The 23,921-nt window shown below is 61.0% G+C and carries 24 protein-coding genes; 14 read left to right on the top strand and 10 right to left on the bottom strand.

The features are described from left to right. The first annotated feature begins 239 nt into the window (after positions 1 to 239). The 4 genes from HX815_RS10455 to HX815_RS10440 all read left to right on the top strand — a co-directional run bounded on the left by HX815_RS10455 (position 240) and on the right by HX815_RS10440 (position 4,501). Positions 240 to 845: an SCO family protein gene (locus HX815_RS10455; protein WP_003207358.1), complete on the top strand. Its 606-nt coding sequence runs from the start codon at positions 240 to 242 to the stop codon at positions 843 to 845. Then, complete coding sequence (locus HX815_RS10450; protein WP_003207356.1) at positions 845 to 1,321, top strand: copper chaperone PCu(A)C; 477 nt, start codon at positions 845 to 847, stop codon at positions 1,319 to 1,321. Before HX815_RS10455 ends, HX815_RS10450 begins: the two co-directional genes overlap by 1 nt. A gap of 301 nt (positions 1,322 to 1,622) precedes the next feature. After that, positions 1,623 to 2,870 (top strand): OprD family porin, encoded by a 1,248-nt coding sequence (locus HX815_RS10445; protein WP_008435327.1) that lies wholly within the window; start codon positions 1,623 to 1,625, stop codon positions 2,868 to 2,870. Between the two features lie 20 nt (positions 2,871 to 2,890). Beyond that, entirely contained in the window at positions 2,891 to 4,501 is a 1,611-nt protein-coding gene (locus tag HX815_RS10440) for an argininosuccinate lyase (RefSeq protein ID WP_177028168.1), read from the top strand. A gap of 138 nt (positions 4,502 to 4,639) precedes the next feature. Here HX815_RS10440 and HX815_RS10435 read toward each other — a convergent pair whose 3' ends face one another. Further along, positions 4,640 to 5,872 carry a cation:dicarboxylate symporter family transporter gene (locus HX815_RS10435; RefSeq protein WP_177028167.1) on the bottom strand — a complete coding sequence of 411 codons (1,233 nt, stop codon included), beginning with the start codon at positions 5,870 to 5,872 and terminating at the stop codon, positions 4,640 to 4,642. Between the two features lie 118 nt (positions 5,873 to 5,990). Here HX815_RS10435 and HX815_RS10430 point away from each other — a divergent pair, with 118 nt between their 5' ends. Further along, a complete protein-coding gene (locus tag HX815_RS10430) occupies positions 5,991 to 6,905 on the top strand; it encodes a LysR substrate-binding domain-containing protein (protein WP_177028166.1) in 915 nt (304 codons plus the stop codon). Here HX815_RS10430 and HX815_RS10425 read toward each other — a convergent pair. Continuing rightward, entirely contained in the window at positions 6,890 to 7,765 is an 876-nt protein-coding gene (locus tag HX815_RS10425; protein ID WP_032899387.1) for a LysR family transcriptional regulator, read from the bottom strand. The genes HX815_RS10430 and HX815_RS10425 overlap by 16 nt on opposite strands. Positions 7,766 to 7,858: 93 nt before the next feature. Here HX815_RS10425 and HX815_RS10420 point away from each other — a divergent pair, with 93 nt between their 5' ends. After that, positions 7,859 to 8,884 (top strand): NADP-dependent oxidoreductase, encoded by a 1,026-nt coding sequence (locus tag HX815_RS10420; protein ID WP_003207345.1) that lies wholly within the window; start codon positions 7,859 to 7,861, stop codon positions 8,882 to 8,884. Positions 8,885 to 8,888: 4 nt separating this feature from the next. On the opposite strand, the gene HX815_RS10415 is transcribed toward HX815_RS10420, so the two are convergent. Continuing rightward, a complete protein-coding gene (locus HX815_RS10415; protein ID WP_003207343.1) occupies positions 8,889 to 9,218 on the bottom strand; it encodes a DHCW motif cupin fold protein in 330 nt (109 codons plus the stop codon). Between the two features lie 141 nt (positions 9,219 to 9,359). Between HX815_RS10415 and HX815_RS10410 the strand changes: the two genes are divergently transcribed. Beyond that, the gene (locus HX815_RS10410; protein ID WP_177028165.1) at positions 9,360 to 9,848 is read left to right on the top strand and encodes an HIT family protein; all 489 of its coding nucleotides are present in this window, start codon (positions 9,360 to 9,362) and stop codon (positions 9,846 to 9,848) included. 162 nt (positions 9,849 to 10,010) lie between these two features. On the opposite strand, the gene HX815_RS10405 is transcribed toward HX815_RS10410, so the two are convergent. From HX815_RS10405 to HX815_RS10380, 6 genes are all read right to left on the bottom strand, one after another. Next, the gene (locus HX815_RS10405; protein ID WP_177028164.1) at positions 10,011 to 10,487 is read right to left on the bottom strand and encodes a GNAT family N-acetyltransferase; all 477 of its coding nucleotides are present in this window, start codon (positions 10,485 to 10,487) and stop codon (positions 10,011 to 10,013) included. A gap of 17 nt (positions 10,488 to 10,504) precedes the next feature. Then, the gene (locus HX815_RS10400; protein ID WP_256351084.1) at positions 10,505 to 11,002 is read right to left on the bottom strand and encodes a GNAT family N-acetyltransferase; all 498 of its coding nucleotides are present in this window, start codon (positions 11,000 to 11,002) and stop codon (positions 10,505 to 10,507) included. 27 nt (positions 11,003 to 11,029) lie between these two features. Beyond that, entirely contained in the window at positions 11,030 to 12,520 is a 1,491-nt protein-coding gene (locus HX815_RS10395) for an aldehyde dehydrogenase (RefSeq protein WP_177028162.1), read from the bottom strand. Between the two features lie 39 nt (positions 12,521 to 12,559). Further along, complete coding sequence (locus HX815_RS10390) at positions 12,560 to 13,939, bottom strand: APC family permease (RefSeq protein WP_023658770.1); 1,380 nt, start codon at positions 13,937 to 13,939, stop codon at positions 12,560 to 12,562. A gap of 119 nt (positions 13,940 to 14,058) precedes the next feature. Beyond that, positions 14,059 to 15,441: an aspartate aminotransferase family protein gene (locus HX815_RS10385; protein WP_177028161.1), complete on the bottom strand. Its 1,383-nt coding sequence runs from the start codon at positions 15,439 to 15,441 to the stop codon at positions 14,059 to 14,061. Positions 15,442 to 15,487: 46 nt separating this feature from the next. After that, positions 15,488 to 16,327, bottom strand: coding sequence for a helix-turn-helix transcriptional regulator (locus HX815_RS10380; protein WP_177022031.1), 840 nt, complete (start codon positions 16,325 to 16,327; stop codon positions 15,488 to 15,490). A 153-nt stretch (positions 16,328 to 16,480) separates the two neighbouring features. Between HX815_RS10380 and HX815_RS10375 the strand changes: the two genes are divergently transcribed. The 4 genes from HX815_RS10375 to argE are packed head-to-tail and all read left to right on the top strand — an operon-like array spanning position 16,481 to position 20,083. Then, the gene (locus HX815_RS10375; RefSeq protein WP_371135990.1) at positions 16,481 to 17,812 is read left to right on the top strand and encodes a flavin-containing monooxygenase; all 1,332 of its coding nucleotides are present in this window, start codon (positions 16,481 to 16,483) and stop codon (positions 17,810 to 17,812) included. A gap of 24 nt (positions 17,813 to 17,836) precedes the next feature. Beyond that, complete coding sequence (locus tag HX815_RS10370) at positions 17,837 to 18,247, top strand: RidA family protein (protein WP_003207327.1); 411 nt, start codon at positions 17,837 to 17,839, stop codon at positions 18,245 to 18,247. A gap of 16 nt (positions 18,248 to 18,263) precedes the next feature. Further along, positions 18,264 to 18,941, top strand: a complete 678-nt coding sequence (locus HX815_RS10365) for a DUF1028 domain-containing protein (RefSeq protein ID WP_003207324.1) — start codon at positions 18,264 to 18,266, stop codon at positions 18,939 to 18,941. Then, a complete protein-coding gene (argE, locus tag HX815_RS10360; protein WP_177028160.1) occupies positions 18,938 to 20,083 on the top strand; it encodes an acetylornithine deacetylase in 1,146 nt (381 codons plus the stop codon). The genes HX815_RS10365 and argE overlap by 4 nt, the downstream gene beginning before the upstream one ends. A 118-nt stretch (positions 20,084 to 20,201) precedes the next feature. Here argE and HX815_RS10355 read toward each other — a convergent pair whose 3' ends face one another. Continuing rightward, positions 20,202 to 21,113, bottom strand: a complete 912-nt coding sequence (locus HX815_RS10355) for a LysR substrate-binding domain-containing protein (RefSeq protein WP_003210159.1) — start codon at positions 21,111 to 21,113, stop codon at positions 20,202 to 20,204. A 251-nt stretch (positions 21,114 to 21,364) separates the two neighbouring features. Between HX815_RS10355 and HX815_RS10350 the strand changes: the two genes are divergently transcribed. The 3 genes from HX815_RS10350 (at position 21,365) to HX815_RS10340 (ending at position 23,915) form a co-directional block, all read left to right on the top strand. Continuing rightward, a complete protein-coding gene (locus HX815_RS10350) occupies positions 21,365 to 22,780 on the top strand; it encodes a cytosine permease (protein WP_003210161.1) in 1,416 nt (471 codons plus the stop codon). A gap of 221 nt (positions 22,781 to 23,001) precedes the next feature. Next, positions 23,002 to 23,493, top strand: a complete 492-nt coding sequence (locus tag HX815_RS10345) for a GNAT family N-acetyltransferase (RefSeq protein WP_177028159.1) — start codon at positions 23,002 to 23,004, stop codon at positions 23,491 to 23,493. Further along, a complete protein-coding gene (locus HX815_RS10340) occupies positions 23,490 to 23,915 on the top strand; it encodes an N-acetyltransferase (protein WP_087692433.1) in 426 nt (141 codons plus the stop codon). Before HX815_RS10345 ends, HX815_RS10340 begins: the two co-directional genes overlap by 4 nt. Positions 23,916 to 23,921: the final 6 nt, after the last annotated feature.

Genomic DNA, 23,921 nt, shown 5'->3' with positions numbered 1-23,921 from the left:
AGGAGCTGTCGAGCTTTAGCGAGCCTGCGATGCAGGCGCCACGGTCTTGCAGGAATACCGAGCCGATCCCTTCGCAGCCTCGCTCAAGCTCGACAGCTCCCACATTTGGTCTTGCTCGGCAGGGCCTGTGACAGAACGTCGCAGATTACGCCCAGAGGCCCGGGTTGTTAGAATGCCACGCTCTCCTCGCCTGATTTAACGCTTCGTGGTACCCAGGCGCTTCACAGGATGCACAGTTGATGAGTACGTTATTCACCCGCCGCAAAGTCCTCTCCGGCATGGGATTGCTGGGCCTGGGCCTGCTGGCCGGCTGTGACAACAGCCCGAAACTGAACTTCAAGTACGGCAAGGATCTGAGCGACAAGATCATGGGCCGCACCTTCAAGCTCAAGAACACTGACGGCGAGACCGTCACCTTGAGTTCCTTCCGCGGCTTGATGCCGGTGGTGTTCTTCGGCTTCACCCAATGCCCGGCCGTGTGCCCGACCACCCTGGCGCGCATGGCCCAGGCGAAAAAACTGATGGGCCGCGACGGCAAGATCATGCAGGTGGTGTTTATCACCCTGGATCCGGAACGCGACACGCCCAAGATACTCGACGCCTACGTCAAGGCCTTCGACCCCAGCTTCCAGGCGCTGTATGGCACCCCGGAAGAAATCGCCGTGGCCGCCAAGGAATTCGGGATCTTTTATGAAAAGATCCCCGCCGGCGACAGCTACACCCTCTCCCACACCGCCACCAGCTTTGTGTTCGACACCCGGGGCACCCTGCGCCTGGGCTTGTCTGCCTCGCTTAACGCCAAAGAGTGCGCAGAAGACCTGCTCACCGTCATGGAGGTCTGCTAATGACTGCCGTTCAACACCTAAAGCGCTTCGCCCTCGGTCTCTCCCTGCTGGGCCTCGCCGCCCACGCCAGTGCACAGGCAGTGGTCACCGACGCCTGGGTACGCGCCTCGGTACCGGGCCAGCCGTCCAGCGGTGCGTTCATGACCGTCACCGCCGACAGCGACAGCAAACTGCTCAGCGTGGCTTCGCCGGTCGCCAAGACCGTGCAGATCCATGAGATGACCATGAAGGACGACGTGATGCGCATGGGCCCGGTGGACTCGGTGCCATTGCCCGCGGGCAAGGCCGTCAAGCTCGACCCAGATGGCTATCACGTGATGCTGATCGACCTCACCGCCCAGATCAAGGAAGGCGACCAGGTGCCGCTGACCGTCACCGTGGAAAATGCCAAGGGTGAAAAGCAGTCGATCGAAGTGAAGGCCCAAGCCCGTGCGTTGAATGCGACGGAAACCATGGATCACAGCAAGATGCACTAAAGCGCAGATCAAAATGTGGGAGCGGGCTTGTGTGGGAGCGGGCTTGCTCGCGAATGCGGTGTGACAGTCACCGGATGTATTGACTGATCCACCGCTTTCGCGAGCAAGCCCGCTCCCACATTGGCCCTTCAGTGCCTGAAAAATCGGGCGTCCGCTTCATACTTTTTTCGTCTCGCATCAACACTTTCTATATATTTTCAATCTGCAATACAACTCGTTAGCCTGCGCAAGCCGGACGCGTCTCCCTGTCGCCGTCCGGCCAGATAATTCTAAAAATAAGCAGCAGACAACGGGAATAACAATGAACAAATCCCCCATTACCCTGGGCTTGACTTCGGCCACCCTCGGTTTGACCCTCGCCTTCCCAACCTTTGCCGAAGCTGACTTTTTCAAAGACAGCAAGGCCGACCTCGAATTTCGCAACTTCTACTTCAACAGCGATTACCGCCAGCCCAACGCGAGCCAGTCCAAACGCGATGAGTGGGCCCAAGGGCTGATCCTCAATTACCAGTCGGGTTACACCGAAGGCCTGGTGGGCTTTGGCCTCGATGCCATTGGCCTGCAGGGTTTGAAACTGGACTCAAGCCCCGACCGCCAAAACACCGGCCTGCTTCCCGTGGGCGAGGATGGCGCACCGGACAGCTACAGTCGAATGGGCGCCACCGCCAAGGCGCGGATCTCCAAAAGCGTGCTCAAATTCGGCACGCTGATCCCCAAGCTGCCGACCGTACTGCCCAACGATGGCCGGCTGCTGCCCCAGACCTTTCGCGGCACTCAATTGACCAGCCAGGACATCGCCGGCCTGACCTTCGATGCCGGGCGCCTGACCAGCAACACCCTGCGTAACGACAGCGGCCATGCAGACATCGAAGTCGACGGCAAAGGCATCAAGGGTGCCGTGCCCAGCGATAAATTCGACTTCGCCAGTGCCAGCTACAGCTGGACCAAAACCCTGGTCACCGGCTACCACTACGCCAATCTCGAGAACAACTACAAGCAACACATCTTCAACCTGGTCCATACCCTGCCACTGGGTGACGCGCAGTCGTTCAAGACCGACCTGCGTTACGCCGACTCCAGCAAGGAAGGCAACAGCAACATCGACAACCAGGCCTTCGGTGCCAAGTTCACCTACAGCCTCCACGGCCACTCGTTCGGCGCCGCCTACCAGCGTATGAAAGGCACCACCGGCTTCCCCCACCTGGACGGTACCGACTCCTACCTCGTCAACTACGTGATGATCTCGCCGGACTTCGCCAACCCCGAGGAAAAGTCCTGGCAGGCCCGCTACGACTATGACTTCGCCGCCCTCGGCATCCCCGGCCTGACCTTCATGACCCGCTACCTCAAGGGTGACAACTTCGTGCGTACCCGAACCCTGGAAGGTACCGAGTGGGAGCGCAACACCGATATCGGCTACGTGTTCCAGAGCGGTGCCCTGAAGAACCTTGAAGTGAAATGGCGCAATGGCACGTATCGCAGCAATGGCAGCGGCAGCGATATCGACCAGAACCGCTTTATCGTCAGCTACACCCTGCCCTTGCTGTGATTTTTCCCGGAGCGTTGCACATGAATAGCAGAAAAAGCCTGATCCACCTGGCCGTCGCCTTTGCCCTGTTCAGCAGTTACGGCGCCTACGCCGCCGACACCGGCGCGTTGCCCTGCAAAACCACCGAAGAATGCGCCGCCCAGGCGGCCAAAGTCGGCGCCACGCCGGGCTCCTCGCAAAGCGCCCACAAGGCCAAGGGCGACCCGACCCAAACCCAGTTCGCCTGGTTGAACCGCATCAACAAAGCCTCGATCGTGATGCTCACCGAAGAAGGCATCGTCAAGCCGGACATGGGCCACAAGATCGCCGGCGGCGTTCGCTTGGCCATCGACCAGGCCGACCAGCCCGATGGCAAGCGCCCGGAAGACGTGCTGCAACTGGAAAAAATCATGACCGACAAGATCGGTCCGGAAGCGTCGCTGATCCACTCCGGCCGCAGCCGCCAGGACATGCTCGCCACCTACCGCCTGGCCAAACTGCGCTCCCAGGTGCTGGCCTACAGCGAGGCACTGAACGCCACCCGCCAACGTATCCTGAACATCGCCGACAAGAACATCGACACCCTGGTGCCCGCCTACACCAACGGCGTGCAGGCCATGCCCATCAGCTATGCGCACTACCTGCTGGCGTTCGAAGCCGCATTTGATCGCGACGGCCAACGCATCCGTGAACTCTACACTCGCCTCAACCTGAGCCCGATGGGCACCGCGGTACTGGCGAACTCCGCTTACCCGCTGAACCGCGAACGCCTGGCCGAGTTGCTGGGGTTCGACGGCGTGCGGGAAAACTCCCTGGATTCGAGCCAGGTGTCGACCTACGACATCCCGATCGAGGCGGCCAACCTCGCGGCGTCTTCGGCGATCCGCATCGGCGCGATGATTGGCGATATCCATACCCAGTACCATCAGATCCGCCCCTGGTTGCTGCTGGACGAAGAGTCCACCTACACCAGCAGTGCGATGCCGCAAAAACGCAACCCGGGGTTGTTGATGCGCACTCGGGAATCGGCCTCCGACGTGGTGGGCCTGGCGCAAACCGTGACCTTGCGCGCGCATAACGTCACCACCGGCATGACCGACTACAAGTTTGCGTTCGATTCATTGGGGCTGTTCCAGTCCACCGATGACATGTTCAAAAGCATGGATGCCGTGCTCGATGCGCTGCAGATCAACCCGCAGCGAGCGCTGGATGAGCTGGAGTCGGAATGGACCACGTCCATGGAGTTGGCCGACACCCTGGAGCGTCAGTTCAAGGTGCCGTTCCGCATTGGCCACAGCTTCGCCTCGTTGATCGTCACCGAGGCGCGCAGCAATGGCACCACGCCGAAGACCTTCGCGTATGCGGACGCGCAGAAGCTGTACACCCAGGCCGCGGACAAATACAAATGGACGCCGAATACGTTGCCGCTGGATGAGGCCGATTTCCGTGCTGCGCTGTCGCCGACCACGATGGTCAAGACTCGCAAGGGTACGGGTGGGCCGCAGCCGGAAGAGGTCAAGCGGATGCTGGTGGAGGCGCGCAAGAATCTCGACGCGGACCAGAGTTGGTTGAAGGAGCGTCGTGAGAAGCTGAAAGGTGCTGAAGGCAACCTGGACAAGGCGTTCGACAAGTTGCTCAACGCCAAGGGCTGAAATGCGATCTGAATGTGGGAGCGGGCTTGCTCGCGAAGGCGGTGTATCAGTTAGCAGATTTATTGGCTGACCCACCGCATTCGCGAGCAAGCCCGCTCCCACATTTGACCGCGTTTGGGTCTGGAAAGCATGTTCGGCTCAGTGACTCAATTCCCGCTTCAACACCTCATGGTCAATCGACTTCTGCCACCCGCATATCGCCAGGCACGCCACGCAATTGCCCAGCACATTGGTCAACGACCGACACTTCATCAGCCGCTCCACTCCCAACAACAAACCCACCCCTTCCAGTGGCACCAGTTGCAGGATGTTCAAGGTAGCAATCAGGGTAAACAGCGCCGAGCCCGCCACACTGGTAGACCCCAGCGAGGTAAACAGGCAGATCACCAGCACCGCCAGCAACTCGGGTACGGCAATCTCCACTCCGGCGAGGTGCGCCAGGAACATAATGGCAGTAGTCAGATAAAGATTGGTACCGGCCAAGTTGAACGTATACCCGGTGGTCAACACCAGGCGCACTAATTGGCGATCACAGCCCAGCGCCTCAAGTTTGCTGACGCAACCTGGAAGTGCGGCCACTGAAGAGCCGGTGAACGTCACCAACAACAACTCTTCTTTCAAGTAAGCAATTAGCCGGCTCAATTTAACGCCGAGCAGGCGGGTAATCGTGGCGAACACTAGAATGACGAACACCGCGCAAACCAGGCAAATAACAACAATGAACTTCAAGAGCGGCAGCACCGAACTTAAACCGTACTTTCCCACCACAAATGCCATCGCCCCAAACGCCGCCAGCGGTGCGAACTTCAGGATAAACCGCAGCAACCAGAACAACCCGGCGACCGCCGCTTCCAGCCAACCGAGGCAGCGGTTTGCGACCTGGCCGCCACGCCCCAGCAGCAGGCCGCACAGCACCGCCACCAGCATCACCTGGAGCACCAGGCTTTGGGTGAAAACCTTGTAAAGACTGGACGAAATCGAGGTCATCGACAGCTCGTGCAACAGCGTTTCGGGCGCGGCAGGCGGTGTCAGATGATCAAAATCCAGGTTGGCCACTGCCGTATGATCCAGGCTGAACAACCACCCCGTCGACATTCCCAACACCAATGCAGCAAGGGACATCAGCTGGAAATACACCACGATCCGCCCCACTACATGCCGATGGTGGGGCTCGCGCTTGATACCTGCGACACCGGTCGACACCAGCACAAACAACAGAAATGGCATCAGTAACCCGACCACTTTTATAAAGGCGTCACTGAGCAGCTTCATCTCGATTGCCACGCCCGGATAAAACAGCCCTACAACCATGCCAAGAGCAATGGCAATCAAAATAGGCAAGGTAGCATTATTGGCAAGTCGGGTTGGCATCAATGCTCCATGGTCTTTTTATTTATTGTTATTGTCGGATCAGGCCACTTTCGGCATATTGGTCGCCAAGGCGCACTCAGGCCACAAATAATAAAGTCTTGTCACGGGATATACCACCATGGAACTTCGCCATTTACGTTATTTCATCATGGTGGCCGAAGAGCGACATTTCACCCGCGCCGCCGCTCGCCTGAACATGCAGCAGCCGCCCCTCAGCCAACAGATACGTGCCCTCGAACAAGAGCTGGGATTCGACCTGTTCAAGCGCCACCCCAAGGGCGTCGACCTGACTGCCGGCGGGCTGGTGTTTCTCGATGAAGCGCGAGTGATCCTCGCCCGCGTCGAGCAAGGTTCCCTCAAGGCGGCTCGCGCTGCCCAGGGTATCGAAGGCACGTTGGTCATTGCCTTCACCAGTTCCGCCGCCGCCCACCCGCTGATCCCGCGAATCATCCGCGCCTACCGCGAGCAATACCCGGGCGTGGAGCTCTCGATCAACGAAGGCAGCGCCCGGGAAGTCACCGAAGACACCATCGAAAAACGCATCGACATCGGCATCCTCCGCGCACCGGTGGGCGACCACCAGAGCCTCACGTTCCACCGATTGCTCAACGAAGAAATGCTGCTGACCCTGCCCATCGGGCATGCGCTGCTCAAGGGCGCCGAGCCAAAAATCACCATGGCCGACCTCAAGGACGAACGCTTCATCCTGGTCCGCCGCCCCGGCGCGCCGGGGATGTACGCCAACCTGATCAAGGCCTGCCAGAACGCCGGTTTCGAGCCGAAGATTGCCTTTGAAGTGGAGCGCATGCTGACCAACGTCAGCCTGGTGGCCGCAGGCGAAGGCATCTCGGTGGTGCCGGCGTCGATGCGCGACGTGCATCGCGAAAGCGTGGTGTACTGCCGGATCAGCGATGCACGGCCAAGGTTGCTGGCACCGATCACCCTGGTGCGGCGCGCGTTCAATCCGTCGACGCCGTTGCAGAATTTCATTGGGCTGGCGCGGGAGTTGGCGGGGGTTTATCGCAAGGGTTGAGTCATCGCGTGAAAACTCTCGGTGAGCAGTTCCACTGCCGCGCGGATGCTGTCGCTTTGCCGTGGAACGGCGTACAGGCCGTAGTTGACACTCAAAATAGGCCCATCGCTTTCAGCCAAGGAAATGATGCGCATGGTCTCCGGCCGAATATTCTCCGCCGGCAGCAAGGCCACACCCAATCCGCCCTCCACCGCTGCGGTGATTACGCCAATGTTCGGGCTGGTCACCGTGACCCGAAAATCCCGCCCGGCGTTCAGCAAGGCATCAAACATCAAGCGCCGCCAGGCACAGGGTTCGGCATACACGATGACATCCAGCGGCAGCGCCGCATCGATTTCTTCATCAATCGCGCACACCCAGTACAGCTCGACGTTCCAGGCGTGCACAGGGTCGGCGTTGAACGATGAGCTGACGCCAATGGCCACGTCCAGCTCGCCGTCACTCCAACGTTCGGCGAGTGCGTCGCCGTGATCAACAACGACCTCCAGGTGTACATGCGGGCAGGCGCGCCGCAGCCGGCCGAGCGCTGCCGGCAACGCCGATACCGCCACGTCTTCCGAGAGCCCGACGCGCACATTGCCCATCACCGTGCGCTCTTTCAGGCGCGCTGCTACCGTCTCGCCCAAGGCCAGAATGCGCGTCGCGTAGGTGAGCAGCAGTTCGCCTTCGGTAGTGGGCACCACGCCCCGACCTGTTCTGCGCAACAGCCGCTGGCCTAGCAACTCCTCAAGCCGGCGGATTTGTGCGCTTAGGGCCGATTGCGCCCTGCCCGCCTGCTGGGCTGCGCCACTCAGGCTGCCGTGCTGGCATACCGAGATAAAGGTTCGTAGCAGATAGGGTTCAAACGCGTCAGATATCATGTTTGGGTTAACTCTGAATCAACAGCTATCACCCTACCTCGATAGCTTGAGCATGACTACCCTGCTGGAACGTTATCAACCAGGAAGAGCCTCATGACCCAGCTCCAGAACCAACGCATCGTACTGGCCGCCCGCCCCGACGGGCGCCCGCAACCCAGCGATTTTCGCGTGGAGTACAGCGCGATTCCCGAGCCTGCCGAAGGCGAAGTGTTGCTGGAAAACCTCTATCTGTCCCTCGACCCCTACATGCGCTGGCGCATGAGTGCGGCCAAATCCTATGCCGAGCCAGTGGGCATCGGCGAGGTGATGGTGGGCGGCACGGTCGCGCGGATCAAACATTCACGAAACCCGTTGTGGCAAGAGGGCGACATCGTGCTTGCCTATGCCGGCTGGCAGCGATTTGCGCTCTCGGACGGCCTCGACCTGCGGCTTCTGGATCCGGGCATCGCCCACCCCAGCACAGCGCTGGGAGTTCTTGGAATGCCGGGGTTCACCGCGTACTCGGGGTTGCTCACTATCGGCCAACCCAAGCCCGGTGACACCGTGGTAGTGGCGGCGGCGAGTGGCGCAGTGGGCTCGGTGGTCGGCCAGATCGCCCGCATCAAGGGCGCACGCGCGGTGGGTATCGCGGGTGGGCCGGAGAAATGCGCATTCGTGAAAAATGAACTCGGGTTTGATGCCGTCATCGACCATCGCGCAGCGGATTTTGCCCAGCAGTTGGCCGAAGCCTGCCCCAATGGAATTGACGTTTACTTCGAAAATGTCTCGGGGGCGGTTTGGGATGCCGTGAGGCCGCTGCTCAATGACTTTGCGCGGATACCCGTATGTGGGCTGATCGCCCATTACAACGACCGCTCGGTGCCTGGGCAACAGGTCGACCGACTGCCGGCGACTATGCACGACATCCTCGCCAAGAGCCTCACAGTGCGCGGCTTTATCCAGACCGAGTTTGTTGACGAGCAGCAGGACGACTTCTTGCAGGAAGCCGCGCAGTGGATTGATCAGGGCAAGCTGAAGTGGCGCGAAGACATTGTCGAGGGCCTGGAGCAAGCGCCTGAGGCGTTTATCGGGCTGCTGGAGGGGCGCAACTTCGGCAAGTTGATTGTGCGACTGGCTTGACGCCTCAATCCACCACGAACAACTTCGCCCCGACGGTAGTCGATGACCGATGCCCCTCCATGTCATTGCCCACCTGATAACTCATCCCGGCAGTCAGCGTGAACTGCCGGCCATCCTCCAGCTCGGTGTGCAGCTCACCTTCCAGGCACAGCAGGATATGCCCGCGCCAACACCAGTGATCAGCCAGGTAACCGGCGCTGTATTCGACCATGCGCACGCGGGTTGAACCGAACTGGCAAGTGCGCCAATACGCACTGCCGGTTTCGCCGGGATGCATCACCGGCTCGAGGGTCGACCAGTCGGTGGTGCCAAAGGGGATTGCGGTCAGGTCCATGGTTTTCTCGGCATTGAATAGGTATGGATGAACCGTATCTATAAGGTGAATGCCGCGATAGAGACAGATCCGCTGCATTTGCGGGATACAGGGCGATGACTCTTGGTATCCTGCCAAGCCTCTTCGCATGGAAGCCCGTCGATGAAGATCGATCCATCCTTTGTTGTGCATGAGACCGAGCACTGGCTGCTCAATCATCACCTGTTATCCGCACTGCCGGGCTACCTGATGCTGGGTGCCAAGGCGCCGGTTGACTCACTGGCCGAGATGCCCGATGCGGCGCTCGCGGAGCTGGGTGGGTTGCTGGCCAAAACCCAGCGGGTCATGGAGGCTCAGTTGAAGCCCAAGTGGCTTTACATCAGCCGGTTCGGGCATATGCCGGGCTTCCCGCTGCACTTTCATTTCATACCGGTGTATGGATGGGTTGAAGCGCTGTTCTGGCAGGATGAGCGCTATCGGGTGTTGCAGGATTTCGGGACGCAGCAGAAGGCTACCGACGGTGCGGAGCTGACGCTTTTTATCTGGCGGGAGTTTGGTGAGAGCCCTACGCCGCCGGTGGTTCAAGGAGCTTCGGTGAGCGAGGTGATCAGGTGTTTGCGTACGGAGTTCAATACCCAGGACGACACATGACCTGTGGCGAGGGAGCTTGCTCCCGCTGGGCTGCGCAGCAGCCCCAAGAAGGTCAGCGAGTTCTTTCAGTCAGATTGCGATAGCTTTATTGGGGCCGCTTCGCGACCCAGCGGGAGCAAGCTCCCTCGCCACAGCAAGCGCCCTCACCACAGTTTTTCCGTGTCAGCGCAAACGGCGCAGGTGTTTACGCATAGGAATACAGGCCAACTGCAACCCCGATGGCGAGTGGTAGATCGCCTGCTCATCGCCCATATACCCACACCGTCGATAAAAATCCGCCGCGTTCAACGTCGCGTCCAGGATCACTTCCTCGATCCCCAATTCCTGCGCCAACGCTTCCAGATACGCCAGTATCTGCTTGCCAATCCCGCGTCCGGTAAACCCGGGCAGCACAAACAGCGCACCGATTTCGTTGTTCGCCAGATCCAGCATGCCGGTGACCACAGGTTCAGCGTTCACGCAGCCCAGGTAAAAATGCTTGTCCATCAGCGTGTCGTAACCGTCCTTGGCTGCGCCTTGCGTCCACAACATCATCTGCTCGGACGTATAGGCGCCGATGCATTGGCTGCGTATGGCCAACAGGCGAATGTCGAAGGCTGCCTGTGCATCTTCCAGCGTGGCGCGTCGTATCTCGAGCATCTGTCCCTCCATGGACGTCAGGCGTTCTCGTCACCCGGTCGGGTAAACGAATAGCGATCAATATCGGTCCTCAGCTGCCAGCCCTGGCCCTGCCAATAACGGGCAGCGCTGTCGTTGGACTTGAACACATCCAGGTGGCATTTGCGGATGCCCAATTGCGCCAGGCGGGTGAGGCAGCGCTCAACCAACGCGCTCGCAATACCCTGGCGCCGATACGCGGGCAGCACCAGCAGGTGCTGCAAATACCCGCGCCGGCCATCGTGCCCGCACATCACGCACCCAACCAGCCCCCCGTCGACCTCGGCGACGAAACTCATGCCTGGATTGCGCTCCAGGTAACGCTCAGTGGCCTCGCGGGAGTCGGCATCGCGCAGGGAGATGCCAGGCGTTTTCTGCATCAGTTCGAGCACGGCGTCGTAGTCGGCAGTGCTCATTACGCGAATAGTGACCATGGTGTTCAAAGCCCTCTGAGTTCGCACTGATTTTGCCTGTAGTTGTGCCGGTCGCGCACGCATAAATACACGACCGGATAACCGCTTGAGTCAACGCAGCTGAAACCAGGTGGTTTTCAGCTGCGTGTACTTGTCAAAAGCGTGCAGCGACAAATCACGCCCGAACCCGGATTGCTTGCCACCACCGAACGGCACCGCCACATCCAGGGCGTCGATGGTGTTGACCGACACCGTCCCGGCATTCAGGGCACGGGCCACACGGTGCGCACGGTTGAGGTCATCACTCCAGACCGAGGCCGCCAGGCCGTAGAGGCTGTCGTTGGCCTGCTGTATCGCCTGCTCTTCCGTGTCGAAAGCGCTGACGGCAAGCACCGGGCCGAACACTTCATCACGGGACAGGGCCATGTCGCGGGTCACGTCGGCAAAAATGGTTGGCTGGATGAAGTTGGAGGAGCCATTGATGGCCAACTGTTCGCCACCGCACAACAGCCTGGCGCCCTCCCCCTGGGCCTGGCTGATGGCGTGCATGATGCGTGCGGTTTGCTGACTGTCGACGATGGCCCCGGCCGCACTGCCGGGGTCCAGCGGATCACCCGGCATCCAGGCGCGCGACTTGGCGATCAGGCGCTCGACGAATTCGTCATGGATGGAGCGTTGCACGTAGAGACGGGAGTTGGCCGAACACACTTCGCCCTGGTTGAAAAAGATGCCGAAGGCGGCCTTCTCCGCCGCAAGGTCCAGGTCCTGGCAGTCCTCAAACACCAGGTTCGGGCTCTTGCCGCCACACTCCAGCCACACCTGTTTCAGGTTGGACTGGGCGGAATACTGCATGAAGTATTTGCCCACCTGAGTGGAGCCGGTGAACACCAGGCAATCCACGTCGGGGTGCAGCCCCAGGGCCTTGCCGGCACTGTCGCCGAGGCCGGGCACTACATTCAACACACCTTCCGGGACACCGGCTTCCAGGGCAAGCTGGGCCAGGCGCAGGGCAGAAAACGGCGACTGCTCGGCAGGTTTCAAGACCACGCTGTTACCGGCCGCCAACGCCGGCGCGAGTTTCCAGGCGGCCATGTCGAGCGGGAAGTTCCACGGCACCACCGCCGCGATCACCCCCAGTGCTTCACGCGTGATGGTTGCCAACGCATTGTGCGCGGTAGGCGCGACTTGATCGTAGAGCTTGTCGAGGGCTTCGCCGTACCAGGCAAACACATTGGCGGCGCCGGGCACGTCAACGTTGTAGGCGTCCATCACCGGCTTGCCCATGTTCAGCGAATCGAGCAGCGCCAGTTCCTCGCGGTGGGTCATCAGTAATTCGGAGAGCCTGATCAAAATTTTCTTGCGCTCCACCGGCGGCATCCGTCGCCAGGGGCCGGTCTCGAAGGCCTGGCGTGCGCTGCGCACGGCCAGGTCGACTTCTTCGTCACCGCAAGCTGCAACCCGCGACAGCAACTGCTGGGTCGCAGGGTTAATGGCATCGAAGGTCGCCCCGGATGCCGCATTCACTGAGCGGCCACCGATCAGGGCGGTGTTGATGAACGTCTGGCGGGCAACACGCTGTTGCCAGTAGTTAAGGTCGAACACGTTGTACTCCCAATGAATGGCGATGGATAGACGAGGGGTTCACTCGGCGATCTGCAGTTCCGGCATCTTCACGCGCAGCCCCCGCGTGATGCCCAGCAGGCACAGGAGCCCAAGCCCCATCCAGCACAGGCCGATGGTGAACGACAGGCTGGAAAGGCTGCTCCATAGCCAGATCGTGCTGAGGAACCCCAGCGCCGGCACAACCGCGTACAGCAAGTAGTTCCTGGTACCGCGCAACTTCTGGTCGACCAGGTAGTGCTTGATCACCGCCAGGTTCACCGCCGAGAACGCGAACAGCGCACCGAAGCTGATCATGTTGGCGACGGTATCCAGCGTGATGAACAAGGCAATCAGCGAGAACAGGCTGACCAGCACGATGGCCGTGGCGGGCACGCGCTTTTTCGTCACCAGCTTGCCGAGCACGCGGGGCAGCGCGCCGTCACGGCCCATGGCAAACAGCACCCGCGACACACTGGCCTGGGAGACCATCGCCGAGGCGAAGCAACCGGCGACATAGGTTGCGGTAAAGGCGGTCACCAGCAGTTCGCCGCCCACCCGGCGCATCACATCCACCGAGGCGGCATCCGGGTCGACGAAGCTGTTCCATTGCGGGAACACCATTTGCGCGAAATACGAAACCAGCAGGAACAGCAGGCCGCCGAACAGCGACACCACCATGATCGCCAACGGGATGGTGCGGCGTGGGTTGGGGGTTTCCTCGGCCATGGTCGACACCGCATCGAAGCCAAGAAACGACAGGCACAGCACCGCGGCGCCCGCCATGATCAGCGGCGCGCTGAAGCCTTCATGGTGGAATGGCGCCAGCAGCGACACGGGTGCGGACTGCTCGCTCAGGGTGTGCACCGACAACGCCACGAACACCACGATGAACACCAACTGAGCGACGATGAGTATCCAGTTGACCCGGGTGATGGACTCGATGCCCACCAGGTTCAGCGTGGTCACCAGGGCAATCGAGCCGAGCACCCACACGGCGGTCGGCACCCCGGGAAAATACTCGGACATGTAGATGCCGATCAGCAAATAGCTGAGCAACGGCAGGAAGATGTAGTCCAGCAACAGGGTCCACCCGGCGATGAAGCCGAAGTAGGCGCCAAACGCCTTGCGGGTGTAGGAGTAGACCGAGCCCGAATAGGGATGCGCCTGGACCATGCGCCCATAGCTGTAGGCCGTCAGCAGCATGGCGGCGAGGGTCAGCATGTAGGCGGTCGGCAAGTGGCCCTTGGTCATTTGGGTCACCAGCCCGTAGGTGGTAAACACCGCCAGCGGCACCATGTACGCCAGGCCGAACAGCACCAGCCCGATAAGACCCAGCGGCTGACGGAACCGGCGGGACGATGCGGCTTTGGGTGAGGATTGATGAGCGGGTGTATCGGTCACGTTTGTTATTGTATTCATGGGTGACTCCTGGAAATGGGGATGCAGGGCGTCGCGGCATTCGATGGCATCGATGCCGTTCAGCGTTGCCTGATGGAGGTTGCGCACCACCCCTCGCCTGGGGTGGCGCGCTGGTCACTTCAGAGTTTTCCCGCGATCCGTACGGTGCGATCCACGGCGATGCGGGTCTTTTCAACCAGCTCGTCCAGCTCAGTGCGCGTGGCCACCAGTGCCGGTGCCATGATCATGCGGCCCAGCGTCGAGCGAATGATTACGCCCTCTTCGAAACCAAACGTGCGGCACTGCCAGGCCAGGTCGTTTTCGTTCTCGAAGCGCTTGCGGGTGCTCTTGTCTTCAGCGAACTGCAAGGCCGCGAGCAAGCCCGTGCCCTGGATCTCGCCGATCATCGGGTGATTGCCAAACACTTCATGGAGGATTTTTTGCAGGTACGGTCCGGTGTCGTTCTTCACCTGGCGCACGATGCCTTCGTCCCGCAGCGCCTTGAGGTTGGCCAGCGCCACCGCCGCCGCCACCGGGTGCCCGGAATAGGTCAGCCCGTGGGCAAACACGCCGCCGCGCTCCACCAGCGCATCGGCCACGCGCTTGCTCAGCACCAGGCCACCCATCGGCAGGTAACCGGAGGTCAGGCCCTTGGCGATGGACAGGGTGTCGGGCTCGAAACCGAAGTGTTGATGGGCGAACCATTCGCCGGTACGGCCAAAGCCACCAATCACCTCATCGGCACACAGCAGCACATCGTATTGCCGGCAAATGCGCTGGATCTCGGGCCAGTAGCTTTCCGGCGGGAAGATCATGCCGCCCGCGCCCTGGAACGGCTCGGCGATAAACCCGGCGACGTTTTCAGCGCCCAGCTCGAGGATTTTCTCTTCCAGCTGCAAGGCGCAGCGGCGGCCGAACTCGGCAGGCGTCAGCTCGCCGCCATGGGCGTACCAGTAGGGTTCGTCAATGTGTGCCACGTCGGGAATCAGGCCGCCCATCTCGTGCATGAACTTCATGCCGCCCAGGGCAGACGCCGCCAGCGTGGAGCCGTGATAACCATTCCAGCGCCCGATCATGATTTTTTTCTGCGGTTGGCCGACCACTTGCCAGTAACGGCGCACGGTACGGATCAGTACTTCGTTGGCCTCGGAGCCGGAGTTGGTGTAGATCACGTGGCTGTAGTGGCCCGGCAGCAGGCTGAAGAGCAACTCCGACAACTCGATCACCGCCGGGTGGGTGGTGTGGAAGAACATGTTGTAGTACGCCAACTGGTCCATCTGGGCGGCGGCGGCAGCGGTCAAGTCCCTGCGACCGTAACCCAGCTGGGTGCACCACAGGCCCGACATGCCGTCCAGGTAACGCTTGCCTTCGCTGTCCCACAGGTAAAGGCCCTCACCGCGCACCATCACCCGCGGGCCTTCGGCATTCAGCGCTTTTTGATCGACAAATGCATGGATGTGGTGGGCCGCATCCGACTTCTGGTAGTCCTCGGTCAGGCGGTTCAGTTGGGCGGGTACGTTCATGGTATTTCTCTCTTATTAGTAGTGACGCAAGGGCGAGCAACGCCGCTCAGCGGTGCTTGCTCATGTAGCTTTCAAGGGGGTCTTTGCTCAGGACGCCCTGGGCTTCGGCCAGCGAATCGATAAACAGGGCAAACAGTTCCGATTGCGCGCCGATATCGAGCTTGGTGTAGATGTGCTTGCGGTGGGACTTGATGGTGTCTTCCGAGACATCGAGGCGTTCGGCCAGCGAACGGGTGGAATGCCCCCGCAGGATCAGTTGGGCGATCCGGCATTCCCGCTCGGTCAATATCGACGAGCCGAAGTTGTTCAGCGCCGAGTGAATGCGCTGCTCCAGCAGGTTTTCGAATCGCGCCCCCTGGGCATCCAGGCCAACGAAATGCTTGCCCAGCACCGCCAGCACCCACGGCGCGATGCGTTTGAATTGGCCGGTGATGGTGGCGTCGAGCTTTTGCGTAAAGGCCAGCGACACCGCCAGGCTCGAGCCGTTGCTCGACTGCAGGATGTAGTTCAGCTCATCCTCCAGATGCGAGTGGCGGTAAAACGACTGGAAGTATTCGCTGAGCTCGAAGTGATCGGGGGCGACCTCGGCCAGCTCGTAACACCCGGAGCTGACGCCCTCCACACAGGCCCCGTAAAACGGGTCGAGCAGATAAAACCCCGACAGGTACTGGCGCACATTGCCTTGTGGCAACCATGGCCCGTCCAGCTCGAACAGCGCACTGGGCATGCCGCCGCGCGGGTAGAAATACAGCGTGGTGGCCTGGATCGGCTGGAGATAACCGAGAGCCTCGAACAAGGTCGCGGCGAACCCCGATTGCCCGATGCTATCGGTCACCCGGGCCATCTGTTCGAACCATTGCGCAGAAGAAAGCCGGTCGTTTTCCACTTCAAACACTCGCTGAAAGAACTGCAAGGATGGTTGCACACCCGCTCCATCCTCGAAATCACCCGATAGGGTGAGCCTGCATCCGATATTTATGCTCACTTCCCAGCTTAATAATATTTTATTAAAAACCGCCCTCCCCCTAGCCTTGAAGCCATGCCCAAGCTGAATCCAACTGCATTACGCAAGGACAGACACATGACTCAAGCAATAACAAAAACAGACACGCTGGTGGTGGGAGCCGGTCAGGCTGGCGTTGCCATGAGCGAGCACCTGAGCAAGCAAGGCGTGCCGCACCTGGTGCTGGAGCGCAGCCGTATCGCCGAGCGCTGGCGCACCGGCCGCTGGGACTCGCTGGTCGCCAACGGCCCGGCCTGGCATGACCGTTTTCCGGGCCTGGCCTTCGATAACGTCGCCCCCGATGGCTTTGCGCCGAAAGAGCGTGTGGCGGACTACTTCGAAGCCTATGCACGCAAGTTCAATGCACCGATTCGTACCGGCGTCGACGTGACCTCGGTGGTGCGCAATGTCGGTCGCCCAGGCTTCACCATCCACACCAGCGAAGGCGTGATCGAAGCCAACCGCGTGGTGGCGGCCACCGGGCCGTTCCAGAAGCCGGTGATTCCGGCGATTGCCCCTCAAGACAGCGCGCTGCACCAGATCCACTCCGCCGACTACCGCAACCCCGCGCAACTGCCGGCCGGCGCGGTGCTGGTGGTGGGGGCGGGTTCCTCCGGGGTGCAGATCGCCGACGAACTGCAACGCTCCGGGCGCCAGGTGTACCTGTCGGTGGGTGCTCACGACCGCCCACCGCGTGCCTATCGCAACCGCGATTTCTGCTGGTGGCTGGGCGTGTTGGGTGAGTGGGACCAGGCCGCGATGAAACCCGGCCGCGAGCACGTGACCATTGCGGTGAGCGGCGCCCACGGCGGCAAGACCATTGACTTCCGCGAGCTGGCCCAGCAAGGCATGACCCTGGTCGGCCTGACCCAATCCTTCAACGGCAGCGTTGCGAGCTTCCAGCCCAACCTGGTGGAAAACCTGGCCCGCGGCGATGAGAACTACCTGGCCCTGCTGGATGCGGCGGATGCCTATATCGAGCGCAACGGCCTCGACCTGCCGCCAGAGCCCGAAGCGCGTCGTGTGTTTCCCGATGCCGAGTGCATCAAGCACCCGATCCTGGAACTGGACCTGGCCAAGGCCGGTATCACTTCAATCATCTGGGCCACCGGCTTTGCCGTGGATTACAGCTGGCTGAAGGTCGATGCATTTGACGCCGCCGGCAAGCCGCAGCACCAGCGCGGCGTGGCCAGCGAGTCAGGCATCTACTTCCTCGGTTTGCCATGGCAGTCGCGCCGGGGCTCGTCGTTTATCTGGGGCGTGTGGCATGACGCCAAGTACGTGGCCGACCATATCGCCATCCAGCGTCAATACCTTGAGTACCGCGAACCCACACCGGTTGTTCACACCTCACCTGTCAGCGCCTGATCACTTTTTTCTGGAGTTTTTTTGATGCCTACTCACACTCGCATCCGCATGTTCAACACCAAGGAAACCTACCCTAACCAGAGCCTGGACAATGACCTGTGCCAGGCCGTACGCGCCGGAAACACGGTGTATGTACGGGGCCAGGTGGGCACCGATTTCGACGGCAACCTGATCGGCCTTGGCGACCCGCGCGCGCAAGCCGAACAGGCAATGAAAAACGTCAAGCAACTGCTGGAAGAGGCCGGCAGCGACCTGAGCCACATCGTCAAGACCACCACCTACCTGATCGACCCGCGCTACCGCGAGCCGGTGTACCAGGAAGTCGGCAAGTGGCTCAAGGGCGTGTTCCCGATCTCCACCGGGTTGGTGGTTTCGGCCCTGGGCCAGCCACAGTGGCTGATGGAAATCGACGTGATTGCAGTCATCCCCGAGTAATCCAAGGAGGCACGACATGACCTTTTCAATCGTCGCCCGCTGCGCGGAAACCGGCCAGATGGGCATTGCCATCAGCTCATCGAGCATCGCCGTGGGCGCCCGCTGCCCATGGCTGCGGCCCGGCGTGGGTGCGGTTTCGACCCAGAACATCACCCTGCCCGCCCTGGGCCCGGACGTACTCGATCTATTGGAGCAAGGCCTTGCCCCTGCCGATGCCGTAGACAAGGCCCTGACCCGCAACGGCTACAGCCAATACCGGCAACTGACGGCGATTGATCACCTCGGGCGCACGGTGCATTTCAGCGGCAACGAAACCCTTGGCACCCACAATGCGGTGTCGGGCGAACAGTGCGTGGCCGCCGGCAATATGCTCGCCGACCGCGCGGTGATCGAGGCGATGGTCAAGGCCTTCGAGCAAGGCGAAGGCCAACTGGCAGACCGCCTGCTGGCCGCGATGCATGCGGCCATTGCCGCCGGGGGCGAAGCCGGGCCGGTGCATTCCGCCGCGCTGGTGGTGGTGGGCGAGCTGACCTGGCCGATCATCAACCTGCGGGTGGATTGGGCCGACGAGCAGCCGATCGCCGAGCTGCAAAAGCTCTGGGACGCCTACCGTCCACAGGTGCAGGACTACATCGACCGCGCCCTCGCCCCGGACCGCTCCCCTGGCTACGGCGTGGCCGGAGACGACCGATGAGCACCAGCCGCGAACTGCTGCAGGCGCTGGTGGGGTTTGATACCACCAGCCGCGAATCCAACCTGAAGCTGATCGAGTTCGTGCGCGATTACCTGGCAGGGTTCGGCGTGCCTTGCGAGTTGATCTACAACGATGAGCGCAGCAAGGCCAATCTGTTCGCCACCCTCGGCCCGGCGAATATGCCCGGGATTGTGCTGTCGGGGCACACCGATGTGGTGCCGGTGGATGGCCAGCCGTGGACGTTGCCGCCGTTTGAGTTGACCGAACGCGACGGCAAGCTGTTTGGCCGGGGCACGGCGGACATGAAGGGCTACATCGCCTGTGTACTGGCGCTGGTGCCGGCCTTGGCAAGCGCAGACTTGCGCATGCCGGTGCACATCGCCCTGTCCTACGACGAGGAAGTCGGCTGCCTTGGGGTGCGTTCGTTGCTCAAGGTGCTGGAACAATGGCCGGTGAAACCACTGCTGTGCATTATCGGCGAGCCCACCGAGTTGAAGCCGGTGCTGGGCCATAAAGGCAAGCTCGCCATGCGCTGTGAAGTGCATGGCGAGGCCTGCCATTCGGCGTATGCGCCCCAGGGCGTGAATGCGATCGAGTATGCGGCCGAGTTGATTGGTGAGCTGGGGCGAATCGGCCAGCGCCTCAAGGTGCATCAGGACGAGCGCTTTGACCCGCCGTTCAGCACCGTGCAAACCGGGGTGATCTCCGGGGGCAAGGCGTTGAATATCGTGCCTGCCGATTGCCGTTTTGACTTTGAAGTGCGCGCCCTGCCCTCGATGGACCCGGGTGAAGTGGCCGAGGAGCTGCAAGCCTATGCGATGCAGCAGGTGTTGCCGCGGATGCAGGCGGTGAGCCGGCAGAGTGCGATTCGCTTCAGTGAGTTGTCGGCGTACCCGGGGCTGGCCACCGACCAGCGCAGCCAGGCGGCGGAGCTGATTGCGGCGTTTTGCGGCTCGCGGGAATTTGGCACCGTGGCGTTCGGGACCGAGGGTGGGTTGTTTGATGCGGCGGGCATTCCGACGGTGGTGTGCGGGCCTGGGAGCATGGACCAGGGGCATAAGCCGGATGAGTTTGTGAGTGTTGCGCAACTGAAAGGTTGCGATGCCATGTTGTTGCGCATGCTCGACTCGATTCGCGCCTGAAACGCGGGCCAAATGTGGGAGCGGGCTTGCTCGCGAATGCGGTGTGACAGTCACCCGATGTATTGACTGATCCACCGCTTTCGCGAGCAAGCCCGCTCCCACATTTTTAGTTCTGTGTCTAACCTAACAACCGCGCCAGCTCTTCCCGGCAATACTCCACAAACAACTGCACCGGCTTGGTCAACGGCGCCCGCCGCAACCACACCGCCGACAACCCCGACCCCGTCACCGTCTCCGCCAACGGCACGCACACCAGCTTCTGCCCGTCATAGGAATACGGCGAAAACGGCTTGGTCACCAGGATCGAAAACCCGAACCCGCGCCCCACCATCCCCCGCACCATCTCGATCGACGGCGAACTGAAGACAATATTCGGCGTCAGCCCACGCTCTTCAAAGATGCTCACGAAGTACGTCCGGCTCGGCAGCACATCCAGCAAAATCATCGGTTCCAGCACCAAGTCCGCCAACGACACCTTGGCCTGCTGCGCAAACCGGTGATCTGCCGGCAGCAACGCATAGGGTTGCTGCGGCGGCATCAGCGGCGTGGTCTCGATGGCGCTGCCCAGGTCATGCTCAAACAGCATCGCCACATCGATACTGCCGGCCGTCAGCGCCTGCACCAGTTCCTGTTGTTCGCCATCGCGCAGACGGATTTCCACCCCCGGCCAACGCTCCCGGAAACCGGCAATCAAGCGCGGCAAATACAGCGGTGCCACGGTTTCGAAGCAACCGATATCGATCTGCCCCGCCACCACGTCATTGTCCGCCAGGGCGTTCTGCTCAAACTCATGGGCCACCCGCAGCAGCTCCAGGGCCTTGCGATAGAACCGCGCACCGCTCGGCGTCAGTGACACCCCTTGGGCGTGATGGCGGATAAACAGCTGCACACCGAAGCTGTCTTCCAACTGCTTGATGGCCGTCGACACCGACGGTTGCGCGATATAGAGCTTGCGCGAGGCCTCTGCCACGCTGCCGCACTCGGCCGTGGTTACAAAATATCTGAGCTGGCGCAGGTTATAGGCAGCCATCGGGACCTCCATAAACGTGGGATTTCGCCCCAAACAAGTGCGTGAAAATCGGCTTTTTCACACTGATTCAAGTGCATGCAACATACCGGAGCAAAAAAACCCGCGAGATATTATTTTTAAGGTCTATAGCAACAAACTTACTAATTTACCTCCCTGTGACCATTGCACATGATCACTCCAACAACAAAAGCGACGCACACGCGCCGCCCAGCGAAGTACGTCAACGTACTCACCTTGCCTTGGAGCTCGTCATGGTTACCACTGCAACATCCTCCGCCCCGCTTATCGAAAAACACACGATTGGATACGTGCCCCCGGAAGATCGCCACGGAAAGGTAAGAGACCTGTTCACCCTGTGGTTCGGCGGCAACATCGCGCCGTTGCCCATCGTCACCGGCGCGCTGGCCGTGCAACTGTTCGGCCTGAACCTGGTGTGGGGCATCATCGCCATCCTCGTCGGCCACCTCGTCGGCGGCGTGCTGATGGCGCTGCACTCGGCCCAGGGCCCGCAGATGGGCATCCCGCAAATGATCCAGAGCCGCGCCCAGTTCGGCTCCCTTGGCGCACTGCTGGTGGTGGTGATCGCCGGCGTGATGTACATCGGCTTCTTCGCCTCCAACATCGTACTGGCGGGCAAATCCCTGCACGGCGTCGTCGACGCGATCCCGGTACCGGTAGGCATCGTCATCGGCGCCATCGGCTCGGGGATCATCGGCATCATCGGCTACCGCTTCATCCACGTCCTCAACCGCATCGGTACCTGGGTGCTGGGCGCGGGCATCGTGCTGGGGTTTGGCTACATCTTCACCCATGTGCAGACGGCCGACTTCCTGACGCGCGGTAACTTCAACATCTCCGGCTGGCTGGCCACCGTGTCGCTGGCCGCGCTGTGGCAAATCGCGTTTGCGCCGTATGTGTCTGACTACTCCCGCTACCTGCCGGCGGATGTGCCGGTGGCGTCGACCTTCTGGACCACCTATCTGGGCACCGTGCTCGGTTCCAGCCTGTCGTTCATCTTTGGTGCGGTTGCGGTACTGGCTACGCCGGTGGGCATGGACACCATGGACGCGGTCAAACTGGCGACCGGCTCCATTGGACCGCTGATGCTGTTGCTGTTCCTGCTCAGCGTGATCAGCCACAACGCACTTAACCTGTACGGCGCCGTGCTGTCATTGATCACCCTGGTACAGACCTTTGCCTACCGCTGGATCCCGACCGCCAAGGCGCGTGCCGTGATCTCGGTGCTGGTGCTGGCGGCGTGCTCGATTGCGGCGGTGTTTGCGTCGAAGGATTTTATCGGGCACTTCGTGGACATGGTGCTGGTGCTGCTGGTGGTGCTGGTGCCGTGGACGGCGATCAACCTGATCGACTTCTACGCGATCCATAAGGGCAAGTACGACATCGGTTCGATCTTTCGCGTGGATGGAGGGATCTACGGGCGGTACAACCCTCAGGCGCTGGTGGCCTATGCGGTGGGGATTGTGGTGCAGATTCCGTTTATGAATACGCCGCTGTATGTCGGGCCGATTTCGGCGCATATCAACGGGGCGGATTTGTCCTGGTTGGTGGGGTTGGTGGTGACGTCGCCGTTGTATTTCTGGTTGGCGAGTCGGGACAGTGCGTATAAGCGTCGGTTGGAGGGGGGGAAGTTGGTGGGTGGGGTTTAATAGAGCCTGGCTCAGTTACGAGAAAACCCGCATTTGCGGGTTTTCCAGTTATCCGGCTTGGCGAATATTGATGGTTCCAGGAAGGCCGCCATCGCGGCCTCGCTAAAGCTCGACGGCTCCCACAGGGGGTCGGTGGTGTGAGTGGGTTTTGTGTTCGGCGGTGCTGTCGGGGTGTTCTTTCTTTATCATGGGGGCCGTCGTTCAACTTCTCCGGTAACCCAATGCCCGCCCTCACCTTCCGTAACGCCAACCCCGCCGACGCCAACCGTTGCTACGAAATCGAAATCACCGCCTACGAAGGCGACGAAGCCGCGACCCTGGAAAAGATCGCCACGCGCATTGCGCTGTACCCGCAAGGCTTTCTGATCCTGGAGGCGGATGGTGTTGTGGTCGGTTTCATCAACTGCGGTTGCGCCGATGAAGTGGTGATGTCGGATGAGGCCTTCAAGGAGTTGGTCGGGCATTCAGCCGATGCGCCGAATGTGGTGATCATGTCGGTGGTGGTGGATCCCGCCCAGCAAGGCAAGGGCTACTCCACGCGCTTGATGACGGAGTTCGTGCAGCGCATGCAGGCGATGGGCAAGAAGACCATTCACCTGATGTGCAAGGACCAGCATGTGGAGCTGTATAAGCGCATGGGCTATCGCTATGTGCAGCCGTCGGCGTCGGACCACGGCGGGATGGCGTGGCATGAGATGGTGATGGATCTATGAAGCCGCATCTGATTGAGGTCGGCGACCAGCCAGACGCCAAAGCCGAGCAGCTCCTGGGCAGCGGCCTCGCCGCCTTCAACGAGCACGTCACCGGGTCCAATGACCGACGTCCGTTGACGGTGCTGATCAAGGATCCCGACACCGGTGAAACCCTCGGCGGCATCACCGGAAAAACCAGCCTCGGCATGGCCTTTCTCGACCTGTTTTATCTGCCCGAGGCCCTGCGTGGCTCAGGCCTGGGCACAACGCTGCTGAAAGCATTCGAAGACGAAGCCCGTCATCGTGGCTGCCGCTCGGCGATGCTGTACACCCTCAGTTTCCAGGCCCCGGAGTTTTACGAGAAGAATGGCTGGGTGCGGTTTGGTGAAATCCCGTGCGACCCGGAAGGCAGCAGCCGGGTGTTCCTGAGCAAAATGCTCTGAGGAACT

It is taken from the genome of Pseudomonas sp. E6002, from assembly GCF_013385565.1.
Taxonomy (GTDB): Bacteria; Pseudomonadota; Gammaproteobacteria; order Pseudomonadales; family Pseudomonadaceae; genus Aquipseudomonas.
The sequence above is the reverse complement of the archived record's forward strand: the minus strand, read 5'-3'. Positions and strand labels throughout refer to the sequence as shown.